The following is a 19,610-nucleotide window of genomic DNA, read 5'->3' on the forward strand; positions in this document are numbered from 1 at the left end:
GCGCGATCTCAGACGCCTGATCCGCCGGCGACGTCATCACAGATACTGGCGGCTTCGCCGCCCGGCCTGTTGGCGGAGCGCTGCCCTCCTGCTGCTTACGCTGCCAGCGACGCAGCATCGTGGGCATGATTCCCAGCTCAGCTGCCACCTCGGTCTGCATCCGACCGCTCGTCTCCCACAGCGCGACCGCCTCGCGCCTGAACTCGTCCGTAAACCGACGCTTCGTCGTCATCGCCATCGTACACCTCCTGGCTCCGCAGAGCCTATCATCGGTGTCCGTCAAACCGAGGGAAGATCAGCTTGATCGCGTCAGCGATCACCTCGTCGTAGGCCTGGCGCATACCGGCGAGCTTGAGATCGCCCATCAGCTCCAGGATCTGGTGACGCTCCATCATCATGCCGCCCTGCGAAGCGGGGTCAGCAGGCGATCGTAGCGGCCTGCATCGGCGATCGGCTCGATATGAAGCTGGAGATGGTCGGGCGTCGCGATGCTGGGCTCCACCGGCGCCGATCGGGACCGGGCCAGGATGTTGAGCACGACATCGGCGCTGGCGACCCCGTCCGCGAGCGCTTCGGCAGCGGCGTTCTCCACGGCGTCGAGACCATCAACAGTGATGGCGGTGAGGATCTTGACCATCTGACGATCGCCGTCGCTGCTCGTCTTCAGGCGGGTGCGCAGACGCTCCAGTCCTGGTGGCAGCGCGAGCTGCTTGAAGGGCGCGGCGTTCCTGAGCGCGCCCGGCTTCTTCGCCAGCACCGGCACGTAATGCCACGGATCGTAGATCGTCTGATCGCGACCATAGCGCCGTGCATGCTCGGCGACGATGTCATCGCCCTGACGGATCACGATGCGGGTCGCATAGCCAACCTGTAATCATTGCTGCGGCACCGTCATGGGCCAACACAACTGCCGCGTCACCAGACACCTGCCCGTCGAGAGCGAGGGTGCCGATTCCATGAGAGGTGGCGGGTCAAGAACCGCAGCTGGTCCCCCGAAGATCACCGGTTCTCGCTACTTGCGCCTCCGGTCGGACTAGGCCCTCCCTACGCCGCAAGCAGCGAGAACGGTGCCCGTGTCATCGTCGTTCGCCATCGCAATCGCGGGGTCCCTTTTGCACCCCGATCGGGAGTCCCGGTTCGACGCCTATTTACAGCCCGTCGGCGCCGCCCTTTCCAGATTCTTATGGCTGGACTCTGCTGTGCGGAGCAAAGCAGGCCCCGGACGATACGGATCCTATCGCTTGCTGGTGTACCGCGGTTAGAAAGATCATGGCGTCGGCCCGCGCTGACTGTCACTGCTTTGGCGCCGCTGGAATGTGCTATATTGCTGCACGGTGTAACGCCGGGATTATCGGCGCACAATTGTTCGAACAAATCCCGCGCCGTCCGGCTAAGCGCGTGTTCGAACAAATGATCTGGGTGAGATGCCGACGCCTCGAACGGACCGCGGCGCACCATCCATGATAGTCTCGTTCATAAACACCGTATGTTATCCGTATCCAGGCCGAGCAATGGCATGGGGCATCGCCGTCGTCCGGCTTGGCTTGGCACGCTGTGACACACATCCTGCATTCCCTAGCGAGGACTTGCTACAGCGCTTCGCTTGCCTCCTGGCCAAGCGCTGCGGTCGCGGGTTTCCCCAGCGTGGGATCGGTTATCGCGTAGCGTCGTCGATATGCCAATGGCGGTGCCTCAATAAACCGAAAGCTGAGGTAGCCCAGCGGCAGCATTGCAAAGAATGCCGGTATAGCCCAAAAGAGGGCAACGTAGAAGTTCGACAGATTGACGTACCTTTCGATCAAATGGGTCATATGATTAACCACGAAGAGGTGCATCAGATAGATCGAATAACTGTAGGCCCCCGCTCTGGCGACAAGCCAGGAGATGCCGCGGTCCTGGAAAGAAGTCGACTGATCATAATAGCCAATTAGGCTCGCAAAGCATGCCGCCTCGATGGTAGGTAGGATGATCCAAATCCACGACCTTGTAAGGCCGTTCGCGCCGCCAAACCAATCGAATGCCCAATAGAACGCACAATAGCTGATCAGGACGGCTAGTGCTAACCTGTGTCTTCTTTTCAGATAACGACGGTATTGGAAGGCGAGCATTCCAAGCGCGAAATCATCATATCGGCCGATTATCGTGAAATAGGCAGCGGACTTTACCTCACCGAGCTGCATGAATAGCCCTATCCGCGCGGAAATCGATATTAACAGGGTGAGCGCAAGCAGAGCGGGATTACGGCGCATGACTACCAGCATAAGCGGCAACAGAACGTAGAAATGCAGCTCGACCGCGATTGACCAACCGCCGTTTGGCCAACTCGGCAGAACCAAGCCCAACGGTAGCGATTTCAGATAGGCGACATAATCACCATGGTGTGCCGCAATGTTGAGCCCAGCGAGGGCCATGGTGACGAGGAGCAACGGTGCCAAGCGCAGCATGCGGTTCCAAAGGAACCAGCCGACCATAATCCGTCGACCGTCGAGCAACTTGGCAAAGATGTATCCGGATAGCGCCATGAACAGCGCGACGCCAGTATGGCCCTCGTCAAATGGCGCGAGGACGAACACGACCGGAGCGCCAGCATAAGCAACCGGTGTCCCATCAGACCAGTGCAGAAAATGCCAGGAGAAGACCAGGAATGCCGCGAGGGCACGGACGTGATCGAGCGCGATCCAATGTTCGCCGGTCGTTGAGCGCACTACACCCCTCCAATGCCGCAGGCCTGCGCGCAAACGACTTCTGGCCTCCTATGATGCGCGGCTGATACCGGCGCCGATCGCCCTTGGAAAGGGTCGTGGCCGAGCCGTCCTGTCGCCAGGACCGAGGATAACACGTCTGCGGGTGGGGGTGTGGAGTCGGGGGAGAGCGCGCCTACGATCGTCGCACTTCTTCAACCGATATGACGAAGTGGAGCTGTGCAGAGCATCAACTAGGCAGCCCGGTCATTTTCGCGCCACGACTCAAAATCTTTTCCATCCCAGCAGGGCCGGGGGAAGCCGGGCTGCGAATTCACCACGTAGACGCTATTTCAAATCGGCGGAGGCGGGGGTTATCGCCGATGGGCAGGTAGACAAAAATCGTCGCTCGGAACCCTCCAGGACTAGTGTAGTGAGCCGCCCGCTGACGAAAGCTCCCGTGTCGATCCCGACCCGATGGGGCAGGTCGACAGGCTCTTCAGTGATGGTATGGCCGTGGACGATGATCCCGTCATGGCTGCCGGAGTGGTCGAGGAATTCCCGACGGATCCAGCGCAGGTCACTTCCCCGCTGCTCATCAAAAGCGATTCCCGGGCGTATCCCGGCATGGACGAACCGATAGTCGCCGATCGAGATGTGATCCCCCAGTCCTGCAAGATACTTCATATGCGCTGGCGGAATATGATGCTGCATCAATGCTGCTAGTTCGGACAGCGCGACATGGTCGTATTCATCCTCGGTCATGCCGTAGCTCAACATCGTCTGCTTGCCCCCCACGCGATCGAACAATCCGAGCGAGGAACGATCGTTCTCCGCGGCGCTGAGAAGAATTTCTTCATGGTTGCCCTTCAACGCGCGGATGTCGACACCCGGAATATCCAGCGTCCGAACGCGTTCCACCACGCCGCAGCTATCGGGCCCTCGATCAACGAAATCACCAAGGAAGATCAGCGTCGTGTCAGCCGGGTCCCGGTGGGCGCGGTCCTCTACGATCAGCGCAAGCATCGCCTCCAGGCAGTCGAGCCGCCCGTGGATATCGCCGACCGCATAAACGCGAGATCCCGCTGGCACTGAACCCAGGGGTCGCGTTTTCGGATTTCGGAAAAAGGATTTCAGGGGCATAGGTGACTTTAACTGCGGGGCAGCGCATATAGGCGTCGGTCGAGGCATCGCCAGTCCTGAATATGGCGACAGAGGGTAAGATGGAGCGTTTGCACGTGGCGGTGATGGTGGCGAGGATCTTATTTCCGTCGACATCCGCACTCGCGCAGACCCGGGAGCGCACGATCCGCTCGGTTGCGGAATTGCAACCAGCCCAAGGCGCCAATGATTCCGAAAGCGCGAACGACGCGCAGCAATTTTGGCAGTGGGAGAGCCGCGCGCGGCGCGAGCGGATCGAGCGTTCCAATCAGACTCATGCCGTCGAACGCAGAGTTACGCCTGACGGCCATGTTCTGATTTCACCGCGGGCTGGACACACGGTGCGAGGAAAGCACTACCGTGGACAGCGCCTCCGAGTGTTTCAAAGGGCGGGAGCAGTAAGTGCCGGTCGGCACTTCGCGGCGCTGCGCTAGGCCGACGGATGTTTGTCGATTCGGTGGTGCCCCGCGTTGGAAGCTTTTGGTCGTGCAGGCGCGCGCGAGCGACCGTGATGCTTGATGATGCACATGGTGGCAGATCGGCAGCTGCAGCAATATGGAGCTGTTTCTCGTGAAATCACGACGGAGCGCGTGGAATCGACTCGTCGTCCAGCTTGGTGGTTGTTTGCTAACTGCGGCGGTAATTCCGTTTTTTATACGCTACCTGACGATCGACGCCGATGCGGTTGGCACGCTTGAGCAGACATTTGTCGGATGCATCGGTGCTATTGTGGTCGGTGTGTGGTTGCTGCGTAACGTCACCACCTATCCGGGGGTCGAGACCGGCGCTTACATTTTGCCCGCGTTCGCGTTGTCTTACTTTGCGCTGTTGATGGTATTTGTGTTCGGCAGAATAGAATATAATCGGCTTACGCTGTCGCTCGCTTTCGCGATCAGCCTGATTTGGCTGTTTTTCGTCCATTTCAAGAGTCAACGGAGCCAGATCTTAAGGATCGGCTATCTGCCCTTGTTTAGCGACACCGAACCGGCTTGCTCGACGGCGGTGGAATGGATCGCGCTGGCGGGGGTTGAGAGCGATTTTTCGACGTTGGATGCGGTGGCGACTGATCTCAGGATCGATTTGCCCGAGGATTGGGATCGCAAGCTGGCCGATCTGGCGTTGGCGGGCGTGCCCGTATTTCACCTCAAACATCTGCTGGAATCATTGACCGGCCGCGTTGAGCTCGAGCATTTGTCCGAAAACAGTTTCGGATCGCTGATCCCTCTGTCAGCGTACCAGTCGATCAAATATGGAATTGATTTTATCACTGCCGTGGTGGCTGCCGCGGTGTTGCTTCCTTTACTGCTCATCGTCGCGATTATCGTTAAATGTTCTTCGCAGGGGTCGATATTGTTTACGCAGTGGCGGATCGGCACGCGGGGTGAGCCGTTCAAGGTTTACAAGTTTCGAACGATGACCGCCTCCCTGAGTTCCGAAAGCGGACGCGAGGCGGCAATGACGAAACTGAACGATACACGAGTGACGCCTGTCGGGCGGTTCCTGCGCAAGACCCGGATCGATGAGTTGCCGCAAATCGTTAATATCTTGCGAGGAGAGATGAGCTGGATCGGTCCGCGCCCCGAGGCCGAGGTGTTGTCGCGCTGGTACGAAAAGGAAATTCCCTTTTACCGCTATCGCCATATAGTCCGGCCAGGGATTGCGGGTTGGGCTCAGGTTAACCAGGGGCATGTGGCGGATGTTGATGAAGTTCGCAGCAAGCTTCATTATGATTTCTATTATATCAAAAACTTTTCGCCGTGGATCGATCTCCTCATCATTGCGCGCACAGTGCGAACCGTGCTTACTGGTTTCGGTTCGAGATGAATTACTCGGGTTGCTGTGCATTGGAGGGGGATTGGTCATACCAGCCTTCGCGGCGATCGACACTCGTCCGTCTTTCGCGGCTTAAATCGCTGACGACAGGACTCTGCCGTGCCCCCGTCTCCACCGCTATTGTGCCGATTACACCGCGAGACCGTTGGAACACTTTTTTTGTTTATCTGCCCGATGGGAAGCTCAGCCCGGCCCAGCGTTATTCGATCGAACGGATTGGAGCGCTGACCGGTGGTACCGCGATTGTCTGTGCCGCGCCGAGCGTCAGGGATGTGCCGGAAGAACTGCTGGCGATGGCCGACGCGATCTACTGGAAGGCGCTGTCCGGATTCGATTTCTCTGCCTATGCGTTAATGCTACGCGCCGTTGCTGAACGATCATCGGGCGCCGATCTTTATCTGCAGAACGATTCGGTGCTGGGTCCGTTTGCCGACGTTGACGAGCTGCTTGCGCGGGCGCCATGGGATTTGAGTGGCTTCATGGGCTCAGCCGCGCTCGAGAACCACATTCAAAGCTACGCCTTTCTGGTTCGCGGCGTCGACGATGCCACCGTCGATCGCCTTGCATCGGTCATGTCGACGCGCTGGGCATGCAATCGCTGGCGCGACGTAGTCAATTTGCAGGAAACTCGGTTCGCACGCGTCGCGGCAGTGGGGATGAGCGTCGGTGCCCTATGGTTTGCGCCGCGTGCCGGTGACGGCGAGATCGGCCTTGCTACAGCAATGAAGCGTAAGCTGGCACGGTCCAGTACCAAACCGGTAATTGCGGATGTAAGAGATCCGACGCTCGTCGCGGGCCTGGAACTGGTCAGCGCGGGATTTCCGTTTCTCAAGAAGTCGCTGTTCGGTCGCAATCGAGCGCTTCAAGATGCCAATGCGCTCGCAGCTTTTCTCGCTGCACAAGCGCACCCGCCAGTCATCGAGGGCGCCAATGACGCTGGCCGATAAGAGCGGTAGTATCGACGTGGTCATCGTTAACTGGAACGCGGGGCCGCTGCTGTTGGCATGCTTGAACTCGGTCGCGACCGCAGCCAGCGACCGCGTCGCCTGCGTCATCGTAATCGACAACGGCTCAACCGACGGATCGGCCGATCTCGATGTTCCCGGATTGCCGCTGACGATCGTTAAGACCGGCACGAATTTGGGCTTTGGCAGCGCTTGCAATTTAGGCGCGGCGATGGGATCGGCCGATTACATATTGATGCTCAACCCCGACACCGAAGTGACGCCGGGTGCTTTCGAGCGAGCGGCGGCGTTCCTTGATTCGGCAGCCAACCACAAGGTCGGCGTGGTCGGTATCCGGTTGGTCGGCCGCGACGGCGTCGCGCAGCGGCATTGCGCCCGTTTTCCGCGATGGTCGACCTTTGTCGGCCATTCGACCGGACTCGCGCATCTCTTTCCCCGGCGCTTTGCACCGATGCTGATGCTGGATTTCGATCATCGTCAGAGCCGCACAGTCGACCACGTCATGGGTGCATTCTACCTGATCAGGCGATCACTGTTTGAGCAACTGGGGGGATTTGACGAGGACTATTTCGTCTATCTCGAGGATCTTGACCTGTCCTACCGGGTCCAGCAGGCAGGGCACAGTATCCGGTATCTTAGCGATGTGCAGGTCTATCATCGACAAGGTGGTACGTCAGAGCAGGTCAAGGCGCATCGACTGTTCTACTCAATGCGCGGTGTAATCACCTATTCGGCCAAGCATTTCAGTCGCGGTGAAGCCGTAATGGTTGCTTTCGCGACATTCTGCGTCGAACCTATCACCCGTACTGTACTGGCAATCGCGCATCGCTCACCGGGGGAAGTATGGGCAACTTGGCGCGGCTTTGCCATGCTGTGGCGTGATGGATACGCCTTATTTAGGCGATTGCGCTTTCCGAATGACTAGCGAACAGCCTCGATGCGGGGTAATGCGCGCGGATGAAGCGTATGGGTCAACGATGAGCGCTCCTTTCGATCGCTGCGGTAAGGGTCTTGGCGGGATGACCCTGTCGTGACAGGCACGCCTGCGTCAACTTCTCTGCCGCGAAGTCGGTTGACCAGCGAGCCCGGCCTGCTGGCGTTCGTGACAAAGGGCTTATTGTTTCTGACGATGGCAGTATGCGTTGTCGTCCCACATTCATTCCAGGTGCCAACTGCCGGCCTGATCCTGGTGACCGCGTTTTTTGCGGTGCTGGGGCTGAAGCGATCACCATGGCTCGATAAGCTAATGCTGACCTATTATGCAGGGACAGCAGTGACCGCATTCTATCTATGGTTGGGCTATACGAACGGTGCGCCCCGTGAAGCGTTCAGTCAGGTTCTGCTCGTCTACATTATTTCGCCCCTCCTCTGGTGGTTAATCGGCGCCTCGCTGATGCAACGAGTAGGACAGGACAAGCTGATTCGCTGGTTGATCTTGCTGACGTGGCTCGCGCTTGCGAGTGTTGTGCTGTTTTTCTATGCTTTTCTCACATTCGGCAAGGATTCTGTGCGGTTCCTGACCGAGGATGCCAACGTCAACGTCCAGGGCGGGTTCGCAGGCGCAAGCATGCTCGTTTATGGATCGCTGATATTTCTGTCTGGAAGCTACTTCGCCGAACCAACGATGGTACGATCGCGGGTCGCCCGGTTGATCTTTCCTGCAGCCCTGATCGTGTGCGCGATCACGTCTGGTCGGTCCGCGTTCATTTTGGCGATTCCAATCGGCGCGCTCGTAGGGTTGGCATTACGTTCAGGTCTCGCGGTGGCGATGAGCGAGGCCGAGCGCAAGCAGACATCGCTATTACCGATCTTGCTGGTCCTCGTTGCGGGGGTTGGAGGACTTATGGTGCTAAGCTTGATCTTCGCGCAGATCGATCTTAGGCTGATCGTGAACCTGTTCTGGGACAAGCTGACCAGTGGTGGCGGCGACGTGCGCGTCGAACAAGCGCGCGCCCTGTGGGAGGGGATCGAGCGGTCCTACGGCCTCGGACAAGGGCATGGCCTTGGAGTGCGTTATCTGCGCAGCGACGAGTTCCCCTGGCGATACGAGTTAATCCCGCTAGCGTCTATGCTGCGGGTTGGGATTATGGGGACGGCAGTCTATCTGTCGCCGTTCATTTTGTACGCGGCGCTGCTCAGTCAGCGTTTCGCGGAGCGTCGCATTACGCGAAATGATATTTACTTTGCCGGCGGATTCTTTTCGGTAGCGGTCGCGGCCTTCACCAATCCCTACATCGAATCGTTCATTTTTCAGTGGATGTTTTTCGTCCCAGTCATCGCGCTCGGGATCGACCTGTTACCAAATCAGGTCCCTCATCGCTCGTAGTCGCACCCGATTGGCTGGCATTGCTGCACCGCCAAGGAATGATGCCGTGCCGGACACTTGGGATCAGTCGATCGCGATCGTCACGAGCATTGCCTATTCGCTTGCAAATTTTCGCGGCCCGCTAATCGAATCGATGATCAGCGCGGGGTTGAGAGTCTATGCGTTGGCTCCCGATTTCGATGACGTGACGCGCGACCAAGTTCGCGAGCTAGGTGCGGAGCCGGTCGACTTTGAAATGGACCGAGCCGGGGTCGGCCCGCTGCGTGATGCCCATGCGTTGCTGGAACTCGTTGGGGTATTTCGCCGTCTACGACCCGACATTGTCTTGTCCTATTTTGTGAAGCCAGTTCTCTATGGCAGCCTTGCTGCGCGCGTCGCCAGCGTGCCGCGCTGCTACGCGCTGGTCGCTGGTCTCGGTTATGTTTTCACCGATGACGGAACGCCACCGACACTGCGCAGGCGCGTAATCAGATGGGGCGTGTCGTTGCTGTATCGCGCGGCGTTCCTCGCGTGCCGAAAGGTGTTCTTTCAGAACGAAGACGACATCGCCGACCTTGTCTCTGCCCGGGTCGTCGCGCCCGGTCGCGTGATCCGCGTAAACGGCACTGGGGTTGATCTTGAACGGATGATCGCCGCGCCTCCGGTAACCGATCCGCCGACGTTCGTGCTCGCGGCCCGCCTGCTTCGACAAAAGGGCATCGTTCAGTATGTCGAGGCGGCACGGATAGTTAAAGCGTCGGGGCGAACTGCTCGTTTTCTGCTGCTCGGCGATGTCGACCTCAACCCCGGCGCATTGCCCAGTGCCTTGGTGAAGCAATGGTCGGACGAGGGGCTTGTAGAATGGCCGGGACACGTCAACGATGTGCGACGGTGGGTCGAGGCGTCGAGCGTGTTCGTCCTGCCATCCTATTATCGCGAAGGAGTGCCGCGAAGTACGCAAGAGGCGATGGCGCTCGGTCGTGCGGTCATCACGACCGATTCGACGGGTTGTCGCGACACCGTGATCGATGGTGTCACCGGATTTCTGGTTCCGGTGCGCGATGTAGGAGCCCTGGCATCGGCAATGATGCGCTTCGTCGACGAGCCAGATCTCATCGCGACGATGGGTCGTGCCAGCAGAGCGCTGGCCGAAGAGCGGTTCGATATCCGCCGGATCAATCGCGAGATGCTCGATGCGATGGGAATCATCGCTGGTGGCAGTCCCAGTTAATCGAACCGATCCGGGCGATGAGATACAATCGATCTTCCAGGATGCGCGGTCAAAGCCCCTCGCGACCCGACCCAATCTGACCTGACTTCGGCGCTCCTTCGATCAGCTATGACGCAACGCGCGGCCGCCTACATAACCGTCAATGATCGCGTGGTCGGGCACCAAGTCGAGCATCCGGCGGCGCCCGAGTATATATGTGCAACTTGCCCCGTCCATCGCCTGCGGCTTGTCCTTCAGCAGATGGTCAAGATATTTTATCCAACCGAAGGCCACGCGGCTGGCGGCGCGGGCTACCTGGCGCGCGCGTAGACTCGAGGGGAATGCGACCAAGAAGTTCTCGATCGCCCATACGAGGCTGGTTGCCGGGCCCGCCACCATTCCAACTTCTATCGGGTCGAAACCATTAAATAGTCGGCGATGGCCAGACAGAGTGTAGCGGGTAAAATCATACGCTCCCTCATGAACCTGCTGCATGAAGGGGAGTTCGGAATATAAAAGCCCACCTGGACGCACGACCCTCGATATCTCCTGAGCGGCGCGCTCAGGATAAAGCACGTGTTCGAGTACCGCTGTTGTGATGACCGCATCGAAGCTTGCATCGCCAAACGGGAGATCGTGCGCATCGCAGAAGAGGTCGACAGTCGCAGCGACATCAATATCACAATAGACAATGGTGCGCGTATCACCCAGCCGCGGCCCGAGCCACGACCGCTGCGTCCCCGCACCCACCACCAGAACCCGCGCGCTACAATCAAGCATCTTGGCCAAGCGGTCGATCATCGGATCTACCGAGAGGTTGACCGAGGGTTGCGGTACATAGCGTGCCGCGGTTCGCCGCGGCATGCCTGCATCATTCACCGCCAGATAAGACGAAGGCTGGAACACGCAATTGTCAGGACGGATCATGATTGGGCGGCCATCACTGATGGCATAGTTCGTCCTGCACGCGATGCAGGTACAACCCGCGGTCGACGCCTCGACCGCGCCCTCGTGGCACGTCGGACAAACCAACAGCGCGCGTAATTTTTCCGGCACCATGTTCATGGGGCGCGTTTCGAGGCGATCCCGATCGGAGTCAAGGAGCGGGTGAACGCCGATCTTATCAAGCCGAGGCTCTCTGAGCCCGATCGGTATAGCCTATAGTCGCAGCCCCGTTTCGGTCGTATGGACCGCGCCATGTGTGGGATTGCGGGATACTGGACGACCCAAGGCGGCGAAGCGAGCGCGATGCACCGCATCTTGGGGCAAATGACCGGTGCCATTGCTCACCGCGGACCCGACGACAGCGGTACGTGGGTCGATTCAGCGGCGGGAATTGGCCTTGGCCATCGGCGGTTGGCGATCATCGACTTGTCCCCAGCAGGACATCAACCGATGCTGTCGCCATCGGGGCGATACGTCACGACGTTCAACGGCGAGATCTATAATTATACTGCATTGCGCGCTGATTTAGAAGCGGTGGGTGCGGCACCTGCATGGCGGGGACACTCGGATACCGAAGTGATGGTGGCGGGCTTTGAGCATTGGGGCATTGAGGCCACGCTAGCGCGCTGCAACGGAATGTTTGCGCTAGCCGTCTGGGATCGCCGCGAACGCGTCTTGCTGCTGGCGCGCGACCGCTTGGGTGAGAAGCCACTTTATTACGGACGGATGGGCGGCAGCTTTCTATTCGCATCGGAACTGCGCGCGATCGAGGCACATCCCGAGTTCGATGGCCAGATCGATCGCGGCGCGGTCGGGGCGTTTCTGCGGTTCGGGTATGTCCCGGCTCCGCACGCAATCTGGCACGACATCGCCAAACTCCCGCCCGCCAACATCGTGCGGATTACCGACGGCGGCAGGACGGTTGGTGCACCCCAACCCTACTGGCGGCTCGAAGATGTCGCAAAACATGGGATCGCTGAACCGCTGACCGACGTCGCTGCGGCAACAGACCGGCTCGATGTGTTGCTACGTGACGCGGTGGGCCTGAGGATGATCGCCGATGTCGGCTTAGGCGCGTTTCTGTCGGGCGGCATCGACTCTTCGTTAATCGCAGCGTTGATGCAAGCGCAGTCGGCCCACCCGATCAAGACGTTCACGATCGGTTTCGACGATACCCGCTTCGACGAAGCACCACATGCACGAGCGGTTGCCAACCATCTGGGGACAGACCACACTGAATTGTATGTCGATGCAGCGACGACGCTCGACATCGTTCCGCAACTGCCATTGATCTGGGACGAGCCTTTTGGCGATTCGTCGCAAATTCCGACGTTCTTGGTCAGCCGATTGGCGCGGTCGGCGGTAACGGTCAGCCTGTCCGGGGACGCCGGCGACGAACTATTCGGTGGTTATAACCGATATCTGACCGCAATGCAGATCGCTGACCGGGCGAGTCGTGTTCCTGCCCCGTTTCGCAGCGCCATCGCGAGACTACTCAGCGCCCGCGCGACGAAGCAGGTGGCGGAAGCCGTCAATGCGCGTCTACCGACCCGGCTACGTCATTTGGGCCTGTCGGATCGGCTCGGCAAGGTCGCGATGACGATCGCCGACCCAGACCCGATCGCGATGTACCACCGACTGGTGTCACATCACGCCGACCCTGCGTCGATGCTCGTCCACGGCGAGCCCTATCCCGGCGTGCTCGGGATCGTATCTCCATCCTTGGGCGATCACCGCGCCGCAATGATGTACCTCGATACGTTGACCTATCTGCCCGACGACATCCTGACGAAGGTCGATCGCGCAAGCATGGCGGTTGCGCTGGAGGCCCGAGTGCCATTTCTCGACCACCGCGTCGTCGAATTCGCCTGGTCGCTACCGATGGCCGCGAAGATCGATCGCGGGGTAGGTAAGAAAATCCTCCGCGATGTTCTGATGCGCTATGTGCCGCGTAACCTGGTCGAACGGCCTAAGATGGGCTTCGCGGTCCCGGTGGCGACCTGGTTGAAGGGACCGCTGCGTGACTGGGCAGAAGCATTACTAGACCCGACCCGGCTGGCCGAAGACGGCATCCTCGATGGGAACCGGGTACGCGCAATGTGGGACAATAATCTGGCCGGGCGGGGTGCGTACCATACTCAATTGTGGGACGTCCTGATGCTTCAAGCATGGCGTGAGGCGCGAGCCAATGACGGGTCGCCACCGGCGCTTACGGTATCGTCAGATCTCGTCGATGCGTAGAACGGCGCGTGCAACGGTGAAGCGACCGATCGACTCGATCGCGCTCGTAACGAGTATCGCCTTTTCTCTTTCCAATTTTCGCGGGCCGCTGATCGCCAGCTTCGTGGCGGCGGGAATCAAGGTTTATGCGCTGGCGCCTGATCACGACGAAAAGACTCGTGCGGCGATGATCGCGCTCGGGGCGGAACCGGTTGACTTTCATCTCGAACGTGCGGGGACGCGGTCGTTCGTCGACCTAAATGATGCGAGGCGACTCTACGGCCTTCTTCGCAGGCTTCGCCCTGACGCCGTGTTCAGCTATTTCATCAAGCCAGTAATTTATGGTAGCATTGCCGCGCGCCTAGCGGGGATTGGACGACGTTATGCGCTCGTTGCTGGGCTTGGATACGTCTTCACGGCCAATGGTGATGAACGCCTGCTCGGACGACGTATAATGGCGGCGCTGGTGTCGCGATTGTACCGCGTCGCGCTCCGGTCGTGCGACCGCGTCTTTTTCCAGAATCAGGACGATATTGATCAGTTCATCAACAGGGGCGTCATCGATCGAGATCGCGTCGTCCGGTTGAATGGAACCGGGGTCGATCTCACGAGGTTCGCGGTGACGCCGCCGGTGCTGCAGCCCATAACCTTTCTGTTGATGGCGCGATTGCTGCGAGAAAAGGGGATTTACGAATATGTCGCGGCGGCGCGGATCGTTCGGCATGCGAATCCGAAGGCACGGTTCCTCCTGTTGGGCGATGTTGACGACAACCCCGGATCGATCGACCGTACCACTGTCGAGGCGTGGGCAGCAGAGGGCGTGATCGACTGGCACGGCCATGTCGACGACGTCCGGCCCTGGATCGCGCAAAGCAGCGTTTACGTACTACCGTCCTATCGTGAAGGCATGCCGCGCAGCACCCAAGAAGCGATGGCGATGGGCCGGCCGGTCGTGACGACCGATGCGCCGGGGTGCCGCGATACCGTCCGCGAAGGCGTCAACGGATTTAAGGTGCCAGTCCGCAGCATCAAACTGCTCGCTGCGGCGATGCAGCGGTTCCTTGACGATTCGTCGCTCGTCGAGACGATGGGCGCGGCGAGCCGGGCAATGGCTGAGGAACTGTTCGATGTTCACCGGATCAACGCTATCATCCTCGCGACGATGGAGATCGACCGCACGGCGGTGCTCAGCGATCGTGTCGCTGGCGATATCGGAGTGGATGTTGCCGACGGCTTCGTCCAAGGCGCTGCGTCCAACCGCTGACAAGAGACGCGAATATGACATCGATCGAGCTATCTCCCGCGCTTGCCGCACGGGCGAGCGCTGCAGACACGTTGTGGCTGGTGACGGGTGCCGCCGGCTTTATCGGCTCCAATATCGTCGAAACGCTGATCCGGCTTGGCTGCAGGGTGCGCGGTCTCGACAATTTTGCGACCGGATTCCACGCCAATCTCGACGAGGTCGCGCGTGCGGTCGGTCCGGCAGCCTGGGCGCGGATGGAGGTGGTCGAGGCTGACATTCGCGACCGCGACGCCTGCACCGCCGCCGTGGCGGGGGCGGGTATAGTGCTTCATCAGGCGGCACTCGGATCCGTCCCCCGATCAGTCGACGACCCAATCACGAGCAACGAAGTCAACGTCGGCGGGTTCATCAACATGCTCGATGCGAGTCGACGGGCGGGGGCCCGATTCGTGTATGCGGCATCGAGTTCGACCTATGGGGACGAGCCGAGTCTGCCCAAGATCGAGCAACGGATCGGACGTCCCCTGTCACCATACGCAGTGACCAAGGCAGTGAATGAAATCTATGCCGAGGTGTTTGCCCGAACCTATGGTTATCGCGCCACCGGACTGCGCTATTTCAATGTATTCGGTGCGCGGCAGAGCCCAAATGGCGCCTATGCCGCCGTCATCCCCGCTTGGGTGCAAGCGATGATCGCCGATCAACCGCTACTGATCAACGGCGATGGCGAGACGTCGCGTGACTTTACCTATGTTGGCAATGTGGTCCAAGCGAACTTGCTCGCGGCGCTCGTCGACGAGCCCAGCAGCGCCGACGTGTACAACGTCGCAACTGAAGCGCGGACCAGCCTAAATCAACTAGTGGAATTGCTGCGGGAAGCGCTGGCCGAGCTCGGCGTTCGTTATTTGCGAGCACCCGACCACGGCCCCGAACGCATCGGCGATGTCCGGCATTCGCTCGCTAGTGTCGCCAAAGCTCGCGAACGGCTTGGCTATGCGCCTACGCACGATCTGAAGGCCGGGCTCGCGGCCGCGATGCCGTGGTATGTCGCCGCACTTTCCGAAAAAGGGTTATAATGAAGAACGATACTGAACGGCTTGCGGTGATCGGCCTTGGCTATGTTGGACTACCGGTCGCGGTCGCGCTCGCCGGCGCGTTTGAGCATGTCGTGGGGTTCGATATATCGCAAGCCCGGATTGCGGCACTACAAGCGGGAATTGATGTCACCGGTGAGATTGAGAGCGCCGATCTGACGGCATCGACGCTGCGCTTGGCAGGCCAGGAGTCGGTGGCACTGTTGGACAAGTGCAATTTCTTCATCGTCACGGTGCCGACCCCCATAGACGCGGATCATAACCCCGATCTCGGACCGGTACGATCGGCATGCCGGTTAATCGGTCCCTATTTGCGGCGCGGCGCGGTCGTAGTGTTCGAATCGACCGTCTATCCCGGTGTTACCGAGAACATTTGTGGCCCCTTGCTCGAGGAGGTGTCGGGCCTCGTTCGCGGTACAGACTTCCACCTCGGTTATTCCCCCGAGCGAATCAATCCCGGCGACCGTGAGCATCGCCTTGAATCGATTGTGAAGGTAATCGCCGCAGAAGACGAGGCCACACTTGCACGGCTCCGTACGGTCTATGGCGCGATCGTAATGGCGGGCCTTCACGAGGCACCAACGATCAAGGTGGCGGAAGCGGCAAAGGTGATCGAGAATACCCAGCGTGACCTCAATATCGCGTTGATGAACGAGTTGGCGGTGATCCTAGATCGGATGGACGTGCGCACCGCCGATGTACTGGCGGCCGCCGGGACGAAGTGGAATTTCCTGCGCTTCAGCCCGGGGCTGGTCGGCGGCCACTGTATCGGTGTCGATCCGTATTACCTAACGCACGCGAGCGAGGCGCTGGGATACAAGCCGCAAGTTATACTTGCAGGACGGCGGATCAATAACGGGATGAGCGCATTTGTCGCCGGTAAGACATTGGAGTTAATGAATGCCCCGGTGGGCGAAAAGGCTCCGCTGGCGCGACGGGTTGGCGTGCTGGGCTTGACCTTCAAGGAGAATGTCCCTGACCTTCGCAATTCGAAGGTTCCCGACCTGATTGCCGAGTTGCGGCGCAACGGTGCCGACGTTGTGGTGCATGATGCGATGGCAGATCCCGCGGAGGCGACGGAGGAGTATGGCATCGAGTTGGTAAATGCCGACAATTTCGGCACGCTGGATGCGGTGATCGTTGCAGTCCCGCATGCGGCTTACGGATCGCTCGCTTATCGTCTGATCGAGACTAGCGGCGCTCGAGTCGTAGTCGATATTCGATCCATTCTAGATCGGGCGCGCTTGCCTGAGGGGATCGTATATTGGTCGCTCTGACGCGGCGCGCGCCGATCAGCGGTAAGCAGCCGCAACCTGGGCTGCGCTACCCGCCCGCGGATTCAGCGGGGTAAGGCTTTCGGCGTCGGGCCGTTTGAGCCGCTCGCGTACTTGTCGAGCAACGTCGAGCACTAGGCCGGGCGTGACTGCGCGGGCGCGCGTACCGGCCAGGCTCGCGAGGCTGTGGACGCGCGCAGCGTTCGCAATGGGCTTGTCCGTATCGCCATTGGCGGCGCTTTCCCACTCGACCGCGTAATCGCTCTGCTGCGGCGGCCGCGTGAACGGCGTGACGTTGGTGAGCCGCTCTGCGATGACGAAGATGTAAGTCGGCATCCGCCAGCCATTATAGCCTACCCGGCGGCGCATCCGCTCAGGATCGCGCACCATCAGCCAGGATCGCTCGGTGAAAACCGGCGCCAGAAACAGGCCCCGGATCGCATAGCCGTTTTCGGGCGACAGCGTCCGGAAGAAGAATTCGGGGCTGAACTGGTAGAAGCCGTGTCCCATTTCGTTATTAGACGGTACTGACACAATCAGGTGGCCACCGACGCGCGGCAGCTTCATGTATGAGGCTAGCGCGGTAGGGCAGTTGAACACGTGCTCCAACGTGCCTCCGTCGAAGACGAGCGAGAACCTGCCCTGATGCTCTTCGGCAAGTGGCGCGTTGAGATCGTGGATGACGCTCGCGCCCTCATAATCGGATATATCCATCGCCGCGATCCGGCGCGCGCCGAGCTTCGTGAAGATCGCGGTGCTGAACGGATCAGGCACCCCCGCGATCGCACCGCATTCGCCATGGCCCAGCGGTGTGTCGAAGTCAGCGAACGCTGATGCCACCTGGTCCTCGCGAACCATCATATTCTGGCGCCCGATCGTCAACGTATCGGCAAAGTCGATCCCCAGTTCCCTGGCGAGTAGCAACAGCCTGATCGACTGGATTTCGATTCCCATCCGGATTCCTCAACAAGTCGCGGGTGCGTCGTCGCGCGGTCCTTAGGACAAGCGGTTGCGGGGGAGAAGGCGGTTTTGCATCATGTCCGTGAAGCGCCGAATCTCGTCGAATAGCGGATGCGCGGTGAGCCGGAGCGCCACGAGCCAGAACAACCCTCCAGCGCCGACGCTGGCAGCGATAAGGGGAAGCGGCGTCGTCGCGGACCAGCCGGTGAAGATCATCAAACCCGCCGCCGGCACGATCGTGACTGCCGCGACGATCGCGTTCACGCCAAATATCCGCGACAGCGCGCCGTGCCTGATCTGCGCCAGGCGCTTGATTTGAGGAACGTAGAGAAACGCGCCCAGCACGATTTCACCCAGTCGCCCGATCGCGGCGGCTTCAAGGCTGAACATGCAGCCGACCGTGAAGAAGGCGAACCCGCAGACCGATCGAAACAGTTCGTAGCGAGTCTGTTTGTCGAGTTCGTCGCGAAGCACGAACAATTCGTAGCTCATCGCAAACAGCATCGCGATCGCCTGCGCAACCATCAGGATCGCCAAGGGCAACGCCGCGCCGAGCCATTGCGAACCGAACAATATCTGGACGGCGGGGCGTGCGAGGATGCCGATTCCCAGCAGCAATGGCCACATCACCGCTAACGTGATCTGTAGACCATGGAGGTACGTCGGCCGCAGATCGCCGGTGGAGCGATTATCCGCGGCAAGCTTCGCAAGCAACACGCGCGCCGCAGATCCAAAGATGTTCGCGTAGACGACGTTGTAAATCGTGCTGGCGCGCGAATAGATGCCGAGCGCCGGCAAGCCGAGCAGCCGCCCCATCGCGATCTCCGACATCCTCATTGCCAACATCGAAAAGCCGCCGATCGACATCACGCGCATTCCGAACGCGGCCATGTGCCGCCATCCCTCTAGCGTCGGCCGCACGCGTAGATAACCTGGCGCAGCGATGTTCGCACCGATCGCGCCGATGAGCGCGAAGGCGATAGCGCCGTAACCCGCGCTGAGATAGCTCGCGCCCATCATTGCAGTCCCGATCGTGACCGCCATGCTGCCGATCGAGCGGAGCGTGAGGACGGTCGAGATCGGTTTGAATCGCATCTCTCGCTGCATCATCGCGACGGGGAGAAGCTCAAACACGCCGATCAGCGGCACAACCGCAAGCAGACGGAGAACCTGCCCGACCCCGCCCCCCCCAAAGACGGGGACCGCCGCGAAGCTGAGGGCGATCGTGACGCCGGAAAGCAGCACCGCGAGCAACGCGTTGATCGTGAACGCCGAACCCAGATGGAGGGGGGACAGCCGCTCTTCACGGGTGATATACGTGCCAAGTCCGAACGCGGCGGCGACCTGAAGGATGCCGTTCACGGCGAGCCCTATCGCGTAGATACCCATTTCTCGCGGACCGAGTATCCTCGCGAGCACCACCGTTGCCAGCAACAATGAGCTGACCGAGAGCGCCTGCCCAAGCAAGGACCAGAAGAAAGCACGGCGCACCGACATCACGACGTCCTTGGTGGATGAAATCGGTCGGACCTGCTATGGTCCATGCTCGACAGCCGCTGCCGCGCCGTGGCCCGATCGACGATGGCTGACCCTCCCTACGACACGGGACGCGCCGTACCGGAAGCCTTGCGGGTCGACAAGTCGTGCATCGACCATGTGCTTGCGATTAGGAGAGGCGCTCGGCTATGGCCCGGCGGCACGCCGTGAGCCGATCCGGTG

At 60.1% G+C, this 19,610-nt stretch carries 17 protein-coding genes and 1 pseudogene; 10 read left to right on the forward strand and 8 right to left on the reverse strand.

Annotation, left to right across the window (positions count from 1 at the left end):
- The 5 genes and pseudogenes from EAH84_RS14210 to EAH84_RS14230 form a co-directional block, all read right to left on the reverse strand.
- Positions 1-232: transposase (locus EAH84_RS14210; RefSeq protein ID WP_425326458.1), on the reverse strand; the 232-nt coding region annotated here is incomplete at its 3' end.
- A gap of 34 nt (positions 233-266) precedes the next feature.
- On the reverse strand, positions 267-398 hold the full coding sequence (locus tag EAH84_RS16435) for a hypothetical protein (protein ID WP_425326467.1): 132 nt from the start codon (positions 396-398) through the stop codon (positions 267-269).
- Positions 395-862, reverse strand: a pseudogene (locus EAH84_RS14220) (IS21 family transposase); the annotation flags it as partial. The gene EAH84_RS16435 and the pseudogene EAH84_RS14220, both read right to left, overlap by 4 nt.
- A 727-nt stretch (positions 863-1,589) precedes the next feature.
- Positions 1,590-2,705, reverse strand: coding sequence for an acyltransferase family protein (locus tag EAH84_RS14225; RefSeq protein WP_140872659.1), 1,116 nt, complete (start codon positions 2,703-2,705; stop codon positions 1,590-1,592).
- Positions 2,706-3,029: 324 nt separating this feature from the next.
- A complete protein-coding gene (locus tag EAH84_RS14230) occupies positions 3,030-3,872 on the reverse strand; it encodes a metallophosphoesterase family protein (RefSeq protein ID WP_425326468.1) in 843 nt (280 codons plus the stop codon).
- Positions 3,873-3,904: 32 nt separating this feature from the next.
- Here EAH84_RS14230 and EAH84_RS14235 point away from each other — a divergent pair, with 32 nt between their 5' ends.
- The 6 genes from EAH84_RS14235 to EAH84_RS14260 all read left to right on the forward strand — a co-directional run bounded on the left by EAH84_RS14235 (position 3,905) and on the right by EAH84_RS14260 (position 10,176).
- Positions 3,905-4,276, forward strand: a complete 372-nt coding sequence (locus EAH84_RS14235; RefSeq protein WP_140872661.1) for a hypothetical protein — start codon at positions 3,905-3,907, stop codon at positions 4,274-4,276.
- 121 nt (positions 4,277-4,397) lie between these two features.
- Positions 4,398-5,666: a sugar transferase gene (locus EAH84_RS14240; protein ID WP_140872662.1), complete on the forward strand. Its 1,269-nt coding sequence runs from the start codon at positions 4,398-4,400 to the stop codon at positions 5,664-5,666.
- 131 nt (positions 5,667-5,797) lie between these two features.
- The gene (locus EAH84_RS14245; RefSeq protein WP_140872663.1) at positions 5,798-6,622 is read left to right on the forward strand and encodes a hypothetical protein; all 825 of its coding nucleotides are present in this window, start codon (positions 5,798-5,800) and stop codon (positions 6,620-6,622) included.
- Positions 6,606-7,565 carry a glycosyltransferase family 2 protein gene (locus EAH84_RS14250; RefSeq protein WP_161978413.1) on the forward strand — a complete coding sequence of 320 codons (960 nt, stop codon included), beginning with the start codon at positions 6,606-6,608 and terminating at the stop codon, positions 7,563-7,565. Before EAH84_RS14245 ends, EAH84_RS14250 begins: the two co-directional genes overlap by 17 nt.
- Before the next feature lie 147 nt (positions 7,566-7,712).
- A complete protein-coding gene (locus tag EAH84_RS14255; protein ID WP_140872665.1) occupies positions 7,713-8,966 on the forward strand; it encodes a hypothetical protein in 1,254 nt (417 codons plus the stop codon).
- Between the two features lie 46 nt (positions 8,967-9,012).
- A complete protein-coding gene (locus EAH84_RS14260; protein WP_206663978.1) occupies positions 9,013-10,176 on the forward strand; it encodes a glycosyltransferase family 4 protein in 1,164 nt (387 codons plus the stop codon).
- Between the two features lie 102 nt (positions 10,177-10,278).
- On the opposite strand, the gene EAH84_RS14265 is transcribed toward EAH84_RS14260, so the two are convergent.
- Positions 10,279-11,220: a methyltransferase domain-containing protein gene (locus EAH84_RS14265; protein WP_140872666.1), complete on the reverse strand. Its 942-nt coding sequence runs from the start codon at positions 11,218-11,220 to the stop codon at positions 10,279-10,281.
- Between the two features lie 132 nt (positions 11,221-11,352).
- Between EAH84_RS14265 and asnB the strand changes: the two genes are divergently transcribed.
- From asnB to EAH84_RS14285, 4 genes are read left to right on the forward strand one after another with little or no spacing between them, the layout of a single operon-like run.
- Positions 11,353-13,341 carry an asparagine synthase (glutamine-hydrolyzing) gene (asnB, locus tag EAH84_RS14270; RefSeq protein WP_140872667.1) on the forward strand — a complete coding sequence of 663 codons (1,989 nt, stop codon included), beginning with the start codon at positions 11,353-11,355 and terminating at the stop codon, positions 13,339-13,341.
- Positions 13,334-14,584, forward strand: a complete 1,251-nt coding sequence (locus tag EAH84_RS14275) for a glycosyltransferase family 4 protein (protein ID WP_140872668.1) — start codon at positions 13,334-13,336, stop codon at positions 14,582-14,584. Before asnB ends, EAH84_RS14275 begins: the two co-directional genes overlap by 8 nt.
- 14 nt (positions 14,585-14,598) lie before the next feature.
- The gene (locus EAH84_RS14280) at positions 14,599-15,639 is read left to right on the forward strand and encodes an SDR family oxidoreductase (RefSeq protein ID WP_140872669.1); all 1,041 of its coding nucleotides are present in this window, start codon (positions 14,599-14,601) and stop codon (positions 15,637-15,639) included.
- On the forward strand, positions 15,639-16,934 hold the full coding sequence (locus EAH84_RS14285) for a nucleotide sugar dehydrogenase (protein ID WP_140872670.1): 1,296 nt from the start codon (positions 15,639-15,641) through the stop codon (positions 16,932-16,934). The genes EAH84_RS14280 and EAH84_RS14285 overlap by 1 nt, the downstream gene beginning before the upstream one ends.
- A gap of 15 nt (positions 16,935-16,949) precedes the next feature.
- On the opposite strand, the gene EAH84_RS14290 is transcribed toward EAH84_RS14285, so the two are convergent.
- The gene (locus EAH84_RS14290) at positions 16,950-17,885 is read right to left on the reverse strand and encodes a hypothetical protein (protein ID WP_140872671.1); all 936 of its coding nucleotides are present in this window, start codon (positions 17,883-17,885) and stop codon (positions 16,950-16,952) included.
- A 42-nt stretch (positions 17,886-17,927) separates the two neighbouring features.
- On the reverse strand, positions 17,928-19,388 hold the full coding sequence (locus tag EAH84_RS14295; RefSeq protein WP_140872672.1) for an oligosaccharide flippase family protein: 1,461 nt from the start codon (positions 19,386-19,388) through the stop codon (positions 17,928-17,930).
- Between the last annotated feature and the right edge of the window lie 222 nt (positions 19,389-19,610).

The sequence above is a fragment of the Sphingomonas oligophenolica genome (genome assembly GCF_006438955.1).
GTDB lineage: Bacteria > Pseudomonadota > Alphaproteobacteria > Sphingomonadales > Sphingomonadaceae > Sphingomonas > Sphingomonas oligophenolica_A.